The organism is Hydrogenophaga sp. OTU3427, assembly GCF_038440225.1.
Classification (GTDB): Bacteria; Pseudomonadota; Gammaproteobacteria; order Burkholderiales; family Burkholderiaceae_C; genus Hydrogenophaga.
The window spans coordinates 22487-39366 of record NZ_JASATI010000045.1; the positions used below are offsets into that span (position 1 = coordinate 22487).

Genomic DNA, 16880 nt, shown 5'->3' on the forward strand with positions numbered 1-16880 from the left:
TCTACCTGAAAAGCGAGGGGCGGCACGGAATGCGGCCACCGGGGTGCCACGCGAGGGCGGCACAGAAGATGAGCGGTTGGGGTCAGGACGCCACGGCCTGCCACCACGTGGCTGGATTGTATTGCAGGTCGGCCTGGGCCAAGGCATCTTGCAGATCTGGGGGCGGCGGGCAGTCGAAACACAAGGGCTCGCCGCTGAGCGGATGGGCCAGGCGCAGCCGGTGCGCGTGCAGGGCCTGTCGCTGCAGGCCGAGTTCGGCGCGGCCGCCGTACAGCGTGTCGGCCACCAGCGGCTGACCCAGCCAGGCGGCGTGCACGCGGATCTGGTGGGTGCGCCCGGTGTGCAGCTTGCATGCCAGCAGCACGTGGCGCGGCGTCTGGTCCAGCACCGCGAAACGGGTCTGGGCGGGTTTGCCGGCACCCTCCCCTCGCACCACCGCCATGCGCAGCCGGTTGCGGACGTCGCGGGCCATGGGCTGGTCGACATCGGCCACCGGCCCGTGGCGCCAGGGCCCGTGCGCCAGGGCCAGGTACAGCCGCTCGACCGAGCGGGCGGCGATCATGCGCGACAGCGCATCCACCGCGGTCAGGGTCTTGCCCACCACCATCAGGCCCGAGGTGTCCTTGTCCAGCCGGTGCACGATGCCCGCCCGGGGCAACTGCGCCGCCCCTGCGTGGTGCGCCAGCAGGCCGTTGAGCAGGGTGCCGCTCCAGTGGCCGGCGGCGGGGTGCACCACCAGGCCGGCGGGTTTGTTGACCACCATCAGGGCGGCGTCCTCGAACACCACCTCCAGCGCCATGGGCTCGGCGACAAAGGCCTGGGCCTGGGCCGTGGGCCGCAACTCCACCACGATCTGGTCGCCCGCGCGCACCCGCGCCGCGGGCTTGAGCAGCACCCGGCCATTGAGCCTGACCGCGGCATCGGCCACCAGCTGCTGCAGGTAGGAGCGCGAGAATTCCGGGATCGCCAGCGCGAGCACGCGGTCCACGCGCTCGCCGTGCTGCGCCATGCTGGCCACCAGCGTCCGGCGCTCGATATCCAGCTCGGCGTCGTCCACGGCAGACACGGGGCCGGTCGATATAATTTCGACGGCCTCATCCTGCCTGTTTTCCTGTCTGAAGGGTTCGTTCAACATGTCCAAGTCCCGATTATCCCTTGCGCCCCTGGCCGGGTCGCTGGTGTTGGCGACGCTGCTGGGCGCCTGCTCATCCGCGCCGCCCAAGGATGAGACCATCGGCTGGAGCCCGAACAAGCTGTTTGCCGAGGCCATGGACGAGCGCAACTCGCGCAACTACGACAAGGCCGTGAGCCACTTCGAGAAGCTCGAAGGCCGTGCGGCCGGCACGGTGCTGTCGCAGCAGGCCCAGCTTGAAAAGGCCTACACCCACCACATCGCGGGCGAGCAGGCGCAGGCCATTGTCGCGCTGGACCGCTTCATCAAGCTGCACCCCAGCAGCCAGGCGCTGGACTACGCGCTCTACCTCAAGGGCGTGGTCAATTTCAACGACAACCTGGGCCTGTTCGGCTCGCTGGCGTCGCAGGACCTGTCCGAACGCGACCAGAAGGCGGCCCGCAATTCCTTCGAAGCCTTCGGCGAGCTGGTCACGCGTTTCCCCGAGTCGCGCTACACGCCCGACGCGCGGGCCCGCATGGTCTACATCGTCAACGCGCTGGCCCAGTACGAGGTGCATGTGGCGCGCTACTACCTGAGCCGTGGCGCCCACGTCGCGGCGATCAACCGCGCGCAGGCCGCGCTGACCGACTACCCCGAGGCGCCGGCACTGGAAGAGGCCCTTTTTGTCATGGTCAAGTCCTATGACGCCCTGGGCATGGCCCAGCTGCGCGACGATGCGGCGCGCGTGATGGAAAAGAACTACCCCAAGAGCGAGTACCTCGCGCGCGGCTTCAAGCAGAAGGAGTCGGCGTGGTGGAAGCTGTGGTGACCAGCGCGTCCAGCTCGTCGCGCATCGCCTGATCGTCCTCGAGCCAGCGCATGGCAGGCAAGCCAGCGCGCAGCTTGCGTCCGTAGCCCATGCGGCGCAGCCGCACGTCGCACACCACCAGCACGCCGCGGTCGTGTTCGCTGCGGATCAGCCGGCCAGCGCCCTGCTTCAAGGCCACGCCGGCCTCGGGCAGGAAATAGGCGGTGAAGGGCTTGAGCCCGTCGTGCTCCAGCTGCTGACAGCGCGCCTGCACCAACGGGTCATCGGGTGGCGGAAACGGCAGCTTGTCGATCACCACCAGCTGCAACACGTCACCTGGCAGGTCCACCCCCTCCCAAAACGAAACCGAGGCCAGCAACACGGCGCCACGCGCACCCGGCTGGCCGGCGCGCTCGAACTGGCGCAGCAGTTCGTGCTTGGGCCCGCTGCCCTGCACCAGCACATCCAGGCCGCCCAGCAACTGCGTCCGCGCCTCGTGTGCGGCCCAGGCCGACATGGCGTCGGCCATGCGCTGAACCGCCCGCAAGGTGGTCGTCAGCACCAGGGTGCGCCCGCCCAGCCGGCCAGCCCAGTCCCAGGCGGCCCGCGCCACGGCATCGGTGTGACCGGGGTCGGAGGGCAAGGGCAGATCGGGGGGCACATAAAGCGCCGCCTGGGCGCTGAAATCGAAGGGACTGGGCACGCGCAGGGTGCGCGCATCGCGCAGCCCCACCGGGCCGGTGAACCAGCCCAGGGCGTCGTCGGTGCCCAGCGTCGCGGAGGTGAAGATCCAGCTGCCGGGCGTGGCCCCGTCACGTGCCAGCACACGGCGCTGGAAGGCATCCGCGATGTGCAAGGGCGTGAGCACCAGGCGCCAGCCCGCGCCCTGCTCCACCCAGCGGGCCACGGGGGTATCCAGGGGAGGTTCGCGCATGGCTGCCAGGCGGGCGGCCATTTCGCGCGCGCGTTCGCCCAGGCGCGTCAGGTCGGGCGACTGCTCCTCCACCCCCATCAGGGCGTCGCCCAGCTGGTGCATGGCCTCGGCCAGGCCGTCCAGCGCGGCCTGCCACGCCGACGGACGCACGCCCTCGGGCGTCTCGCCTGCCCAGCGGGCACGGCCCGAGGCCCTGCGCTCGCCCCCCAGGCACAGGCGCAGGTCCTGGGTGGCGCGCTCCAGCGCACCGGCCAGGGCGTTCCAGTCGCGCTGGCCACGCGCCGCCTGCAACCCGTGCGCCAGGGTGTCGCGCGCCAGGTCCAGCAGTTGGCCGCTGGACAGCTGCTGCCCCAGGAACAAGACGCCGATTTCGTTGAGCTGGTGCGCTTCATCGAACACCACCAGATCGACCGTGGGCAAGAGCTCGGCGACGCCGGACTCGCGGACCGCGACGTCGGCAAAGAACAGGTGGTGGTTGACCACCACCACGTCCGCCGCCAGCGCCTCGCGCCGTGCCTGGTTGACGTGGCAGGCCCGAAAATGGGGACAGGGCGAGCCGAGGCAGTTCTCGCGCGTGGAAGTGACCAGCGGCAGCACCGGGGAGCGGTCGTCCAGGCCCGCGACCTCCGCCATGTCGCCGCTGCGGGTCTGCTGGGCCCAGGCCTCGACACGTGCCAGCCAGCGGTGCAGGTGGCTCTGGTGTGATTCGAGCAGTTCGCGCGCCTGACCCAGGCGCTGCAGGCACAGGTAGCTGGAGCGCCCCTTGAGCAAGGCGGTGCGCACCGGCACGCCTATGGCCCGGCACACGGCCGGCAGGTCGCGTGCGAACAGCTGCTCCTGCAAGGCCTTGGTGGCGGTGGAGATCAGGGTGCGGCGCCCGCTCAGCAGCGCCGGCGCGAGGTAGGCGTAGGTCTTGCCCACGCCGGTGCCGGCTTCCACCACCAAGGTGCTGCGCTGTTCAATGGCCTGTGCCACCGCCACGGCCATCGCCATCTGTCCAGGCCGCTCGGCGTAACGTTGGGCCTCGCGTGCCAGCGGGCCGGTGAGGCTGAAAAACGCCGTCACATCTTCTTCCAGAGAGCTCAAGAGCGGGTCCTTCCTTTGCTCCCATAATACGGGCACACCACACGGCGCAACGACAACAGGCCGGCCCAGGGAGCCCGCACGCGAACCCCGACACCCATGTCCAAAGGCTACCGAATTTCCGCATCCACCGGGCTGGACCGCGGCGACCGTGAATACCAGCAAGACCAACTGTGTCTGCTGACCCACCCGCGCGTGGCGGGCTGCCTGCTGGGCGTGGTCGCCGACGGCATGGGCGGGCGCAGCGGCGGGCGCAAGGCCTCCGACCAGGTGATGCTGACCGCCCGCCAGCTGTTCGAGCGCTACAGCCCCGACAGCGACCAGCCCGCCGCCCTGCTGCGCCAACTGGTCAATGACGCCCACCTGGTGATCAAGCTCACCGCGGTGGCGGCGGAGGAAGAGCCGCACAGCACGCTGGCGGCCTTCATGCTCAATCCGGACGGCAGCTGCGACTGGATCCACTCCGGCGATTCCCGCCTGTACCACTTCCGGCGCGGCAAGCCGGTGATGCGCACGCTGGACCACTCGCTGGTGCAGCAGATGGTCAACCGCGGCGAGATCACCGCGGCCGAAGCGGCCAATCACCCCAATGGCAACGTGCTCATAGGTTGCCTGGGCACCGAGCGCGACCCGCCGGTGGACACCCAGCACCTCGAGCCGCTGGACGTGGGCGACGCCTTGCTGGCCTGCTCGGACGGCCTGTGGCACTACTTCAGCAGCGAGGAGATGGCGCGCGCCATCGAGATGCTGTCGGCGCGAGAGGCCTGCGAGTTCCTGGTTCAGAAGGCCCGCACCCGCGCCCAGGGCTCGGGCGACAACCTGTCGCTGGTGATCGTGAAGCTGGAGCCGCTGGGGAAAGGCTGAACAGGCCACACCTGGGCCGGTCCAGACTCAGGTCAGCGAGGTGTCGACGTTGCGCCGCTCCAGGGCCAGGAATTCGGCCGACTGCATTTCGTGCAAGCGCGACACGGTGCGCGGAAACTCGTGCGACAGCGGCCCTTCGGTGTAGAGCTGCTCGGCCGGCACCGCGGCCGACATGATCAGCTTGACGCGGCGGTCGTAGAGCACGTCCACCAGCCAGGTGAAACGCCGCGCCTGCGACGCCATGTTGACCGGCATGAAGGGCACGTTGCTCAACATCACGGTGTGGAACTGGCTGGCGAGTTCCAGGTAGTCGTTTTGCGAACGCGGGCCGCCACACAGGGTGCGGAAGTCGAACCACACCACGCCGCCGGCCTTGCGGATGGCGCGGATCTCGCGCGCCTCGATGTGCAGCACCGGGTCTTCGTCGTGTGTCTCGGCCAGGCGGGTGAAGGCCTCACCCATCGCGGCTTCGGCCTCGGGGCCCAGGGGCGTGTGGTAGAGCTGCACCTGTTCCAGCGTGCGCCGGCGGTAGTCGGTGCCATTGTCCACGTTGACCACTTCCATGGTCCGCTTGAGCAGCGCGATGGCCGGCAGGATGCGATCGCGGTGCAAACCGTCCGGGTAGAGCCCGTCGGGATGGAAATTGCTGGTGGTGACCATGCCGACGCCGTACTTGTCCATGGCATCGAGCAGGCGGTGCAGGATCATGGCGTCGGTCACGTCCGCCACGTGGAACTCGTCGAAACACACCAGCTTGTAGCGCACCGACAGGCGACGGCCCAGCTCGTCCAGCGGGTTGACCGTGCCCTGCAGGTCGGCCAGCTCGCGGTGCACCTCACGCATGAACTCGTGGAAGTGCAGGCGTGTCTTGCGCCTGAGCGGCACGGCGTTGAAAAAGCAGTCCATCAGGAAGCTCTTGCCCCGCCCCACCCCGCCAAACATGTAGACCCCCTGCGGGATGTCCGGGCGGTTGATCAGCTTCTTGAGTGCGTTGGAGCGCTTCGCCTTGTAGTGCGACCACTCGGCCGCGCAACGCTCCAGCGCGTCCACCGCCCGCAATTGGGCGGGGTCGCTCTGGAAACCGCGTGCCTTGAGCTCGGCCTCGTAGGCCGCGCGGACCGGACCGGTCATCAGAAGTTGAGGGTCCGCTTGTCGACGGCCAGCGCGGCTTCCTTGGTCGCTTCCGACAAGGACGGGTGCGCGTGGCAGATGCGGGCGATGTCTTCGGCGCTGGCGCGGAACTCCATGGCCACCACGGCTTCGCTGATCAGCTCGCTGGCCATGGGGCCAACGATGTGCACGCCCAGGATCTCGTCGGTCTTGGCGTCGGCCAGGAATTTGACCATGCCGGTGGTGTCGCCCAGCGCGCGCGCGCGGCCGTTGGCCAGGAAGGGGAAGGTGCCGGCCTTGTAGGCGACGCCATCGGCCTTGAGCTGCTGTTCGGTGCGGCCGACCCACGCGATCTCGGGGCTGGTGTAGATGACCCAGGGAATGGTGTTGAAGTTGACGTGCCCGTGCTGGCCGGCGATGCGTTCGGCCACGGCCACGCCCTCTTCTTCCGCCTTGTGCGCCAGCATGGGGCCGCGCACGACGTCGCCCACCGCCCAGACGTTGGGCAGGTTGGTCTTGCAATCGCCATCGACCACGATCGCGCCACGCTCGTCCAGCGCCAGGCCCACGGCCTCGGCGTTCAGGCCGATGGTGTTGGGGACGCGGCCAATGGAGACGATCAGCTTGTCGGCGTCCAGCGTCTGGGCCTCACCCTTGGCGTTGGTGTAGGCGATGCTCACGCCCTTCTTGGACGTCTTGACCTCGCCGACCTTCACGCCCAGCTCGATCTTCAGGCCCTGCTTGTCAAAGGCCTTCTTGGCTTCCTTGGCGATCTGCTCGTCGACCGCGCCCAGGAAGGTCGGCAGGCCTTCGAGGATGGTGACGTCGGCGCCCAGGCGGCGCCAGACCGAGCCCATTTCCAGGCCGATCACGCCGGAGCCGATCAGGGCCAGCTTCTTGGGCGTGGCGCCGATGCGCAGGGCGCCGTCGTTGCTCAGCACGGTCTCTTCGTCGAAGGCCACACCCGGCAGCGCGCGGGCGTTGGAGCCCGTGGCCAGCACGATGTGCTTGCCGACCAGCGTTTCGTCCGCAGCGCCGGTCACCTTGATCTCATAGCCTCCGTCAGCGGCCTTCACGAAGGCACCCCGGCCGTGGAAGAAGCTGACCTTGTTCTTCTTGAACAGGTAGAGGATGCCGTCGTTGTTCTGCTTCACGACGGCGTCCTTGCGGCCCACCATCTTGGCGACGTCGATCTTCACGTCGCTGGCGGTGATGCCATGCTCAGCGAAGTGCTTGTTGGCGTGCTCGAAATGCTCGGACGACTGCAGCAGCGCCTTGGACGGGATGCAGCCGACGTTGGTGCAGGTGCCGCCTGGGGCCGGGCCGCCCTTGTCGTTTTTCCACTCGTCGACACAGGCCACGTTGAAGCCCAGCTGGGCCGCGCGGATGGCCGCGATATAGCCGCCGGGGCCGCCGCCGATGACGACGACGTCAAATGATTTGGACATGATGGTTCCCTTGTCTCAAATCAGATGTTGAAAAGGAGGCGGGCCGGATCTTCCAGCGCTTCCTTCATGGCCACCAGGCCCAGCACGGCTTCGCGGCCGTCGATGATGCGGTGGTCGTAGGACATGGCGAGGTAGTTGATCGGACGGATCACAATCTGGCCGTTCTCGACCACGGCGCGGTCCTTGGTGGCGTGCACGCCCAGGATGGCCGACTGCGGCGGGTTGATGATGGGCGTGGACAGCATGGAGCCGAAGGTGCCGCCGTTGGAGATGGAGAAGGTGCCACCGGTCATCTCTTCGATGCCCAGCTTGCCGTCACGGGCCTTCTGGCCGAACTCGGCGATCTTCTTCTCGATGTCGGCGAAGCTCATCTGATCGGCGTTGCGCAGGATGGGCACCACCAGACCGCGGGGCGAACCGACCGCGATGCCGATGTCGAAGTAGCCGTGGTAGACGATGTCGTTGCCGTCGACCGAGGCGTTGAGCACCGGGTACTTCTTGAGGGCGTGGACCGCGGCCTTGACGAAGAAGGACATGAAGCCGATCTTGACGCCGTGCTCCTTCTCGAACTTCTCCTGGAAACGCTTGCGCATCTCCATCACCGGGGCCATGTTGACCTCGTTGAACGTGGTCAGGATGGCGTTGGTGGACTGCGACTGCAGCAGGCGCTCGGCCACGCGGGCACGCAGGCGGCTCATGGGCACGCGCTGCTCGGGGCGGTCGCCCAGGTGCAGGGCGCTGGGAGCGGCCACCTGCGGCAGCGCCTTGGTGGGCGCGCCCGTGGGCACGGCCACCGGCGCGGGGGCGGTCTTGGCGCCACCGGCCACGGCACCCAGCACGTCGCCCTTGGTCACGCGGCCGTCCTTGCCGGTGCCGGCCACGGAGCCAGCGGCCAGCTGGTTGTCGGCCATCAGCTTGGCGGCGGCGGGCATGGCCACGCCGGCCATGCTGGCGCTGGCCGGGGCTGCTGCGGCAGTTGCCGATGCTGCGGGTGCCGCGGCCACCGGTGCGGCGGCCGGGGCAGCGGCGACCGCGCCGCCCTTGCCCTCGGTGTCGATCTGGGCGATGAGCTGGTCGCTGACCACGGTGCCGCCATCGGCCACCACATGGGCAGCCAGCACGCCGGCGGCGGGCGCGGGCACTTCCAGCACGACCTTGTCGGTTTCGATCTCGATCAGGATTTCGTCCATGGCCACGGCCTCGCCGGGCTTCTTCTTCCACTGCAGCAAGGTGGCCTCGGCCACGGATTCGGAGAGCTGCGGAACTTTGACTTCTACGATTGCCATTTTGTTTTCTGCCTAATGTTTCGGTGTTCGCGCGGTGCCGCCACGCGGCACGGCCCGGCCGCACCGCGGCCGGGTCACTGCGTCATTCACTTGGTGAGGATGAAGCCCTTGAGCTTGGCGAAAGCCGCCTCGATCAGCGCCTTCTGCTGGTCCTGGTGCAGGTGGGCGTAGCCCACGGCGGGCGATGCCGACGCGGCACGACCGGCGTAACCCAGCCGCTGGCCATCCAGCATGTTCTCGTGGATCTGGTGCTGGATGAAGAACCAGGCACCCTGGTTCTGCGGCTCGTCCTGGCACCACACGATGTCGGTGGCGTTGGGGTAGCGCTTGAGCTCGGTGCTGAAGGCCTTGTGCGGGAAGGGGTAGAGCTGCTCGACGCGGACGATGGCCACGTCGTCGGAACCCTTGGCTTCACGCTGCTTGACGAGGTCGTAGTAGACCTTGCCCGAGCAGCAGATCACGCGCTTGACCTTCTCGGCCTTCTTCACCACCTCGGCGTTCTGCTCGGGGATGACGGTCTGGAAACCGCCCTTGGTGAACTCACTCAGCGGGGACGTGGCGTCCTTGTTGCGCAGCAGGCTCTTGGGGGTCATGATGACCAGTGGCTTGCGCAGGTTGCGCACCATCTGGCGGCGCAGCACGTGAAAGATCTGGCTGGCCGTGGTGGGCTGCACGATCTGCATGTTGGTATCGGCGGCCAGCTGCATGAAGCGCTCCAGGCGAGCCGAGCTGTGCTCGGGACCCTGGCCTTCGTAGCCGTGCGGCAGCATCAGCGTGATGCCGTTGACGCGGCCCCACTTCACCTCGCCCGAGGCGATGAACTGGTCGATCACGACCTGGGCACCGTTGGCGAAGTCGCCAAACTGCGCTTCCCAGATCACCAGGGTGTTGGGGTCGTTGGACGCGTAGCCGTATTCGAAGGCCAGCACGGCTTCTTCGGACAGGATGGAGTCGATGACCACGAACGGGGCCTGGTTCTCGGCCACGTTTTCCAGCGGCACATAGGTGCCCGTGTCCCACTTTTCACGGCTCTGGTCGTGGATGACGGCATGGCGGTGGGTGAAGGTGCCACGGCCGCAGTCCTCACCCGACAGGCGCACCGGGTAGCCGCTGGCCACCAGGGACGCAAAGGCCATGTGTTCGCCCATGCCCCAGTCCACGTTGATGTCGCCACGGCCCATGGCCGCACGGTCGTCATAGACCTTCTTGACCAGCTGGTGCGGGTTGACGGTGGCGGGAATGTGGGTGATCTTGTCGGCCAGGCGCTTCCACTCGGTCAGCGGGATGGCGGTGTCACCGGCGTCGGTCCACTTCTTGCCCAGGAAGGGAGACCAGTCGACCGCGTACTTGCTCTTGAAGTTGGTCAGCACCGGATCGACCGTGTGCTTGCCCGCGTCCAGCGCGGCGCGGTAGGCCTTGACCATGTCGTCGCCCAGGGTCTCGCCCAGGCCTTGCGCGGCCAGTTTGTCGGCGTACAGGCGGCGGGTGCCGGGGTGTGCCGTGATCTTCTTGTACATCAGCGGCTGGGTCAGGCTGGGCGTGTCCTGTTCGTTGTGGCCCAGCTTGCGGAAACAGGTGATGTCGACCACCACGTCCTGGCGGAACTCCATGCGGTATTCCAGCGCCAGCTGGGTGGCCAGCACCACGGCTTCCGGATCGTCACCGTTGACGTGCAGCACCGGTGCATCGACCATCTTGACGATGTCGGTGCAGAAGGCCGACGATCGCATGTCGCGCGGGTCGGAGGTGGTGAAGCCGATCTGGTTGTTGATGATGATGTGCACCGTGCCGCCCGTGGTGTAGCCACGGGTCTGGGCCAGCGCCAGGGTTTCCTGGTTGACACCCTGGCCACCGAAGGCGGCGTCGCCGTGCACCAGCACCGGCAGCACCTGGCTGCCCTTGGGGTCGTCGCGGCGGTCCATGCGGGCGCGCACGGAGCCCTCCACCACCGGGTTCACGATTTCCAGGTGCGAGGGGTTGAAGGCCAGCGACAGGTGCACCGGGCCACCCAGGGTGGACACGTCGGAGCTGAAACCCTGGTGGTATTTCACGTCACCGGCGGGCAGCTCCTCGGGGGCGGTGTGGTCGAATTCGGCGAACAGGTCGGCCGGCATCTTGCCCAGCGAGTTGACCAGCACGTTCAGGCGGCCGCGGTGGGCCATGCCGATCACGATTTCCTGCACGCCCTTGCCGCCGGCCTGCTGGATCAGTTCGTCCATGGCGGCGATGAAGCTCTCGCCACCTTCGAGCGAGAAGCGCTTCTGGCCCACGTACTTGGTATGCAGGTAGCGCTCCAGGCCTTCGGCCGCGGTCAGGCGGTCGAGGATGTGCTTTTTCTTGTCGGCGGTGAAATTGGGCTTGCTGCGGATGCTTTCCAGCTTCTGCTGCCACCAGCGCTTCTCGGACTGGTCGCTGGTGTGCATGTACTCGGCGCCCAGGGTGCCGCAGTAGGTTTCACGCAGCGCGTTGAGCAGCTCGCGCAGCGACATGCTCTCTTTGCCGAAGAAGGTGTTGCTGGTGTTGAACACGGTTTCCTGGTCAGCGTCGGTGAAGCCGTAGAAGCCAGGATCGAGTTCGGGAATGTGGGGGCGCTCGGCGCGTTTGAGCGGGTCCAGATCGGCCCAGCGTTGGCCGACGTTGCGGTAGGCGGCGATCAGTTGCTGGACGGCGGTGCGCTTGCGGCCCATCTCGCTGTCGGCACCGGTGGCCACCACGACCTGGGTGACACCGGCCTTGGCGCGCTCGGCGAAGGCGTTGATGACCGGCATGTGCGGCACATCGCGGGCGTTGCTGCCATCGACGGCAGGCACGTGCTGCAGCGCGTCGAAATAGGCACGCCAAGTGTCGGGAACGCTGGTGGGATCGGCCAGGTAGTTTTCGTACATCTCCTCGACATAAGGCGCGTTGCCGCCGAAAAGGTACGAGTTGCCCTGGTAGGCAACGTAGACGTTGTTAGTCTCGCTCATGAATCCGCTGACCTCCGTTTCCCTTGGGGAAACATTAGCTGGTTTAAGAAACCTCCCGCGACACGGCTTGACCGTTTGGCGGATGCGACAGTGACTGGAAGGACCTGACTGCAGCCCGCGATTGTGCCACCGTTGTGGCAGGCGAGCGCGAAGCATTTGCCAGCCGACCGTCGGCTGGGGGCGGATCTGTGGCGAAATGGCCTCAGGACGACACGCGGGGCGAGAGGCGCTCCGCCGGCGGCACGCTGCCCGGTTCGTCCATTTCGATGGCGATTTGCGTGCACACCGTGCGGCACAACATGACCGCCTTTTCACTCTGCACGCGGTAGATCACCTGGGTGCCGTCCTTGCGCTTGGCCAGCACGCCGGCACGGTAGAGCAGGTTGAGGTGCTGGGACAGGTTGGGCTGGGTGGTGTCGATTTCCTGCAGCAGCTGCGACACCGATTTTTCCTTGTCGCACAAGGCGCTCAGGATGCGCAGGCGCATGGGCGTGGCCAGCACCCCGAACAGCTCGGCCGCCAGCTCGAACACACGGCCTTTTTCAATGCCGGTGTCTGCCCCAAGGAGTTGTTCCATACCCGACCTTTGCCATACCTATATAAGCATGGATGATAACGTGCAGGGGGCATGGCGTCACGCCATCTGCCTGCCTGTCAGACAAGGCATCGGCCGACCGGACGCAGAATTTCAACGCCCGACCGCGTCCTTGACCTGCTGCAGGGCGCCCGGGTCTTCCATGGTGGTCAGGTCGCCCGGATCGCGGCCCTCACACACCGCCTGGATGGCGCGGCGCAGCAGTTTGCCGCTGCGCGTCTTGGGCAACACACCCACAAAACGCACGCGCGCCGGACGCGCCACCGCCCCGAGCTGGTCGTCCACCACCTTCATGATCGCGCCCTCCAGCTTCAAGGCATCTGCCTCGCTGGCGGCCTGCGTGGGGTCCTTGAGCACGGCGAAGGCGACGGCGACCTGGCCCTTGAGCGCATCGGCCACGCCGACCACCGCCACCTCGGCCACGCCGGGGTGGCTGCTGATGCTTTCCTCGATCTCCCGCGTGCCCAGCCGGTGGCCGGCCACGTTGATCACGTCGTCGGTGCGGCCCAGAATGTAGAAATAACCATCCTCGTCGCGCAAGCCCCAGTCAAAGGTGCTGTACATGGTGCGGCCATGGATACTGGACCAGTAGGTCTTGACGTAGCGTTCGTCGTCGCCCCAGACGGTCTGCAGGCAACCCGGGGGCAGCGGGCCTTCGACCGCGATCACGCCCTTCTTGTGGGGCTCGGTGATTTCCTCGCTGGTGGACTCGTCGATCAGGCGCACGTCAAAGCCGTAAACGGCCTTGCCGGGCGATCCGTATTTGGTCGGCGCGGGCTCGATGCCGTTGCAGATGGCCATGATGGGCCAGCCGGTTTCGGTCTGCCAGTAATTGTCGATCACGGGCTTGTGGATGGCATTCGACATCCAGGTGGCGGTGGGCTCGTCCAGCGGCTCGCCTGCCAGGAACAGGGCCTTGAGGCTGCTCAGATCGTACTTGCTGAGGTAGGCCGGGTCCTGCTTCTTGAGCACACGTGCCGCGGTGGGTGCGCTGAACATCACGCTGACCCGGTGTTTCTCCACCAACTGCCACCAGATGCCGGCGTCGGGCCGGGTCGGCAGGCCCTCGTACATGACCGTGGCCATGCCATTGATCAGCGGCCCGTAGATGATGTAGCTGTGTCCCACCACCCAACCGATGTCGCTGGTGCTGAAATAGGTCTCGCCCGGCTGGCCCATGTAGATGTGCCGCATGCTGGCGGCCAGCGCCACCGCATAACCGGCGGTGTCGCGCTGTACCCCCTTGGGCTTGCCGGTGGTGCCCGAGGTGTAGAGGATGTAGCTTGGGTGGCTGCTGTCGACCCACTCGCAGGGCACCTGGGTGTCCATGTGGGCCGCCCGCAGGCTGGCATGGTCTTCGTCGCGCCCGGCCAGCAGCGCCATGGGCGCCAGCCCGCGGTTGACCATCAGCACCTTGGCCGGCTTGTGGGCGCTCAGGGCGATGGCCTCGTCCAGCAGGTGTTTGTAAGGCACGACCTTGCCGCCGCGCATGCCGGCGTCGGCGCTGACGATGGCCACCGGCTTGGCGTCGTCGATGCGGCTGGCCAGGCTGTGGCTGGCAAAACCGCCAAACACCACCGAATGGATGGCTCCGATGCGCACGCAGGCCAGCATGGCAAACGCCGCCTCCGCGATCATGGGCATGTAGATCAGCACCCGATCGCCTTTTTTCACCCCCAGTTGCTGCAGGATGGCGGCCAAGCGCTGCACCTCGGCATGCAGTTGGCGAAAGCTGTAGACCTGCTCGGTGTCGGTTTCCGTCGAGACAAAAATCAATGCGGCCTGGTCGGCGCGGTCTTTCAGGTGGCGGTCGACCGCGTTGTGGCAGAGGTTGGTCTGGCCCCCCACATACCAGTTGGCGAATGGCGGGCGGCTGTAGTCGCAGACCGTGTCAAACGGCCGGTGCCAGTCGATCAGCGCCGCCTGCTCCCTCCAGAAACCATCGCGGTCGGTGATCGATCGGCGGTGGAACTCGGCATAGCGGGACGGCGTGGACATGGCGTGGCTCTCCTCGAAGGGACGGTGGACCCGCTCGAACGGTGATCGATCGAGCGGCTTGTATTCATAATTATTGATTAAGAATCTTGCGCACCGCTGACGGACAGCGTCGGCCACCCGCCGCCAGGTCCGCTCATTTGACCAGCGCCAGGGCCTCCCGGAACTTGGGGTGATCCGCCCCGCCCAGCCACTCGAAGGCCACCATTTCCGCGCTCACCAGCTCGGCGCCGTTGCCCGCCAGCCGGTCGAACGCCGCGTCGCGGTCACGTGGGTTGCGCGAGCCACAGGCGTCGGTGACCACCCAGACGTCGATTTCCTGCTCGATCAGCCCCAAAGCCGTTTGAAGCAGACAAATGTGGGATTCCACCCCCGCGATGACCACGGTGTTGCGCGGGGCGGGCGCGGGTTTCTGCAGGTGCTTGGGCAGGCTGCGGGCATTGCCTCCCGCGGCGGCGGGCGCGCGCACCAGGTCGACCAGGCCATCGGCACAGGCATCGAACTGCATCTTGGGCAACACTTTGTGGCACAGCGAGCGCAGGCTGGGGTCCAGCTCGCCCAGCTTGGCCGGGTTCTGCTCGGTGCCGAACACCGGCACCTTGAGCAACTGCGCCATGCGCGCCAGCAGCTGCGCGCGCGCCAGCACCAACCCGCCTTCGGCGATGGCGGGCATGAGTCGGGGTTGGTAGTCCACCAGCACAAGCTGGCAGTCGTTGACGTCGAGAAGCATGGGATTTGGGCACGGTTGTGGGTACAGGCAGTGTAACGTTCGGGTCCGGCCAACCGACGCGCTGGCTTGACTTGTCAACCGCAAGCCCTTAGTCTCGCGCGCAATGCAAAAAACCGCCCTCCTCCTGACCCTGAGCCTTGCGCTGACCTATTTCGGCACAGCGCACGCCCAAACAGTGGCGGCCGATCCCACCAACGTCGCGACACCGAGCCTAGACCCCAGTGCCTCGGACGCCCTGGCCGACCTGCTGGTCAGCAAGGGGCTGGTCCAGCGCCTGGAAGGCATGCGCCAGCAGATGAGCCTGCGGGCCAGTGACCTGGTGGTCACGGCCATGGGTTTTCTGGGCGTGCCCTACCGCCGCGGAGGCAACTCGGTCGAAACCGGCTTCGATTGCAGCGGTTTCGTGCGCGCCATGTACGAACAGACCGTGGGCTTGGTGTTGCCACGGCGCGCTGCCGAACAGGCACAAGCCACGGAAACCATCAGCCGCGACGAACTCAAGCCCGGCGATCTGGTGTTCTTCAACACCATGCGCCACGCCTTCAGCCACGTGGGCATCTATGTGGGCGATGGCAAATTCATCCATTCGCCGCGCAGCGGTGCCCAGGTGCGCGTGGAAGACATGCGGACCGCCTACTGGCACACGCGCTTCAACGGGGCACGCCGCGTCACCACCGCCCGCGGTGCGGGCGACGGCTGGCAGGCGGCGCAGTAAGGCCTCGGCGGGCCGGCGCTTCAGAGGCTGTCGGTCGACAGCCCCAGTTTCTGCAGCGACTCGAACGTGATCAGACCCATGGCCAGGCCCTCGCGGCGCTGGTAGCTCACCAAGGCCGCCATCGTCCGGCGGCCCAGCCTGCCGTCCGGACGGCCCACGTCCTGTCCCTGCCCTTGCAGCGCCTGCTGCAAGCGGGTGACCAGCGCCGGCATGGCTTCGCTTTCGCACAGGGCCCGGCGCCACACCAACTGTGGCATGCCCTCGTGTTGTGTCACCTGCATCGGCATGGTGGTGGGCGGCACGGCCTGGGCCTGCACCAGGGCCGGGCGCGCCACTTCGGTCAGGGGCAGGTTTCTGGTGGCCTCGGGCAGCGTGTGCGGCACCGTTCGCGCGGGCGTGTCCAACACCCACCGGGTGATGGTGGCATAGACCGCCGGGATGACTTCCTCGCGCGTGCTCTCCGGCTGCACCAGCACGCGGCGGGTCACGGTCTGGAAACGCGCAGGCACCTCGCGCGCGCACTGAGCCGCCCGGGAGGGCAATGCCCCCGATCCGGCCGCGCGCTGGGCGGACGCCCCGCAGCGCTCCAGCACCACACGCGCCGACTCGACTTGCACCCGCTCCTCGCGGCTCTCGTACACCGCCGGCACCACCACCGGTCGGCGGACTTCGTCCTGGACCTTGACGCGTTCGGTCACTGGCCTGAAGGTCGGGGGCTCGACACGGAAGGTCTGGGCCGCGTCCTTGACCACCACGGCGCGGGCCTGGGTGCGCAAGGCCGGTGGCAACACCCGCAGGCGGGTGGCACCGTCTTCGGTCACCACCGCCACCGTCTGCCGGCGCGTGACCGGCTCCATGACCAGTTGGGCCCAGCATTGGCCGGCGCGTATGCCCGCGCCCACCTCGCCGTCAGGCAAGGAGGCCAGCGGCGATCCCACGGCCGCTGGACCTCCTGGCGAATGGGGCGGCGTGCTGATGACGGCATCGGCGGCGGCCATGGACATGGCCTGCCGTGGCGACGGGGGCGAACCAATGCCGGACAAGACGGCCGCATGATCGGCCAGTTGAAAAGGCGGCTCCGCAGACATGGGCACCGCCGGACTGGCGTCGGCCACACCACCGGAGGGACGGCCCGCGCCCGGCGGCGGCAAGGCATCCGGCATGAAGGCGGTCAGGTGCCGGGGCGACAAGGCACTGTCACCACGGCCTGGCTCCGTGGGTGCGCTGGACAC

The 16880-nt window shown here is 67.4% G+C and carries 13 protein-coding genes; 3 read left to right on the forward strand and 10 right to left on the reverse strand.

Translation table 11 applies throughout. The features are described from left to right. Positions 1 to 82: 82 nt before the first annotated feature. Positions 83 to 1066 carry an RluA family pseudouridine synthase gene (locus tag AAHB17_RS20070; protein ID WP_446719631.1) on the reverse strand — a complete coding sequence of 328 codons (984 nt, stop codon included), beginning with the start codon at positions 1064 to 1066 and terminating at the stop codon, positions 83 to 85. A 67-nt stretch (positions 1067 to 1133) separates the two neighbouring features. Between AAHB17_RS20070 and AAHB17_RS20075 the strand changes: the two genes are divergently transcribed. Then, complete coding sequence (locus AAHB17_RS20075) at positions 1134 to 1943, forward strand: outer membrane protein assembly factor BamD (protein ID WP_342132634.1); 810 nt, start codon at positions 1134 to 1136, stop codon at positions 1941 to 1943. Here AAHB17_RS20075 and AAHB17_RS20080 read toward each other — a convergent pair. Next, the gene (locus tag AAHB17_RS20080; protein ID WP_342132635.1) at positions 1906 to 3942 is read right to left on the reverse strand and encodes an ATP-dependent DNA helicase; all 2037 of its coding nucleotides are present in this window, start codon (positions 3940 to 3942) and stop codon (positions 1906 to 1908) included. The genes AAHB17_RS20075 and AAHB17_RS20080 overlap by 38 nt on opposite strands. A gap of 96 nt (positions 3943 to 4038) precedes the next feature. On the opposite strand from AAHB17_RS20080, the gene AAHB17_RS20085 reads away from it, so the two are divergent. Then, positions 4039 to 4803, forward strand: coding sequence for a PP2C family protein-serine/threonine phosphatase (locus AAHB17_RS20085; RefSeq protein ID WP_342132636.1), 765 nt, complete (start codon positions 4039 to 4041; stop codon positions 4801 to 4803). Between the two features lie 27 nt (positions 4804 to 4830). Here AAHB17_RS20085 and zapE read toward each other — a convergent pair whose 3' ends face one another. The 7 genes from zapE to AAHB17_RS20120 form a co-directional block, all read right to left on the reverse strand. Beyond that, on the reverse strand, positions 4831 to 5934 hold the full coding sequence (gene zapE / locus AAHB17_RS20090) for a cell division protein ZapE (RefSeq protein ID WP_342132637.1): 1104 nt from the start codon (positions 5932 to 5934) through the stop codon (positions 4831 to 4833). Next, entirely contained in the window at positions 5934 to 7361 is a 1428-nt protein-coding gene (gene lpdA, locus AAHB17_RS20095) for a dihydrolipoyl dehydrogenase (protein WP_342132638.1), read from the reverse strand. The genes zapE and lpdA overlap by 1 nt, the downstream gene beginning before the upstream one ends. A gap of 20 nt (positions 7362 to 7381) precedes the next feature. Continuing rightward, positions 7382 to 8647 (reverse strand): 2-oxoglutarate dehydrogenase complex dihydrolipoyllysine-residue succinyltransferase, encoded by a 1266-nt coding sequence (odhB, locus tag AAHB17_RS20100; protein WP_342132639.1) that lies wholly within the window; start codon positions 8645 to 8647, stop codon positions 7382 to 7384. 86 nt (positions 8648 to 8733) lie between these two features. Continuing rightward, positions 8734 to 11613, reverse strand: coding sequence for a 2-oxoglutarate dehydrogenase E1 component (locus tag AAHB17_RS20105; RefSeq protein ID WP_342132640.1), 2880 nt, complete (start codon positions 11611 to 11613; stop codon positions 8734 to 8736). Between the two features lie 202 nt (positions 11614 to 11815). Next, a complete protein-coding gene (locus tag AAHB17_RS20110) occupies positions 11816 to 12190 on the reverse strand; it encodes an ArsR/SmtB family transcription factor (RefSeq protein WP_342132642.1) in 375 nt (124 codons plus the stop codon). A gap of 111 nt (positions 12191 to 12301) precedes the next feature. Continuing rightward, entirely contained in the window at positions 12302 to 14206 is a 1905-nt protein-coding gene (locus AAHB17_RS20115) for a propionate--CoA ligase (protein WP_342132643.1), read from the reverse strand. A gap of 133 nt (positions 14207 to 14339) precedes the next feature. After that, positions 14340 to 14933, reverse strand: a complete 594-nt coding sequence (locus tag AAHB17_RS20120) for an isochorismatase family protein (RefSeq protein ID WP_342132644.1) — start codon at positions 14931 to 14933, stop codon at positions 14340 to 14342. Between the two features lie 283 nt (positions 14934 to 15216). On the opposite strand from AAHB17_RS20120, the gene AAHB17_RS20125 reads away from it, so the two are divergent. Further along, positions 15217 to 15648 carry a C40 family peptidase gene (locus AAHB17_RS20125; protein ID WP_446719632.1) on the forward strand — a complete coding sequence of 144 codons (432 nt, stop codon included), beginning with the start codon at positions 15217 to 15219 and terminating at the stop codon, positions 15646 to 15648. Positions 15649 to 15668: 20 nt separating this feature from the next. On the opposite strand, the gene AAHB17_RS20130 is transcribed toward AAHB17_RS20125, so the two are convergent. Then, positions 15669 to 16880: peptidoglycan-binding protein (locus AAHB17_RS20130; protein WP_342132647.1), on the reverse strand; the 1212-nt coding region annotated here is incomplete at its 5' end.

Bases quoted from the DNA above. Each gene is read 5' to 3' on its own strand.
- AAHB17_RS20075 (WP_342132634.1), top strand. From the start codon at position 1,134: ATGTCCAAGTCCCGATTATCCCTTGCGCCCCTGGCCGGGTCGCTGGTG.
- AAHB17_RS20085 (WP_342132636.1), top strand. From the start codon at position 4,039: ATGTCCAAAGGCTACCGAATTTCCGCATCCACCGGGCTGGACCGCGGC.
- zapE (WP_342132637.1), bottom strand. From the start codon at position 5,934: ATGACCGGTCCGGTCCGCGCGGCCTACGAGGCCGAGCTCAAGGCACGC.
- lpdA (WP_342132638.1), bottom strand. From the start codon at position 7,361: ATGTCCAAATCATTTGACGTCGTCGTCATCGGCGGCGGCCCCGGCGGC.
- odhB (WP_342132639.1), bottom strand. From the start codon at position 8,647: ATGGCAATCGTAGAAGTCAAAGTTCCGCAGCTCTCCGAATCCGTGGCC.
- AAHB17_RS20105 (WP_342132640.1), bottom strand. From the start codon at position 11,613: ATGAGCGAGACTAACAACGTCTACGTTGCCTACCAGGGCAACTCGTAC.
- AAHB17_RS20110 (WP_342132642.1), bottom strand. From the start codon at position 12,190: ATGGAACAACTCCTTGGGGCAGACACCGGCATTGAAAAAGGCCGTGTG.
- AAHB17_RS20115 (WP_342132643.1), bottom strand. From the start codon at position 14,206: ATGTCCACGCCGTCCCGCTATGCCGAGTTCCACCGCCGATCGATCACC.
- AAHB17_RS20120 (WP_342132644.1), bottom strand. From the start codon at position 14,933: ATGCTTCTCGACGTCAACGACTGCCAGCTTGTGCTGGTGGACTACCAA.
- AAHB17_RS20125 (WP_446719632.1), top strand. From the start codon at position 15,217: ATGCGCCAGCAGATGAGCCTGCGGGCCAGTGACCTGGTGGTCACGGCC.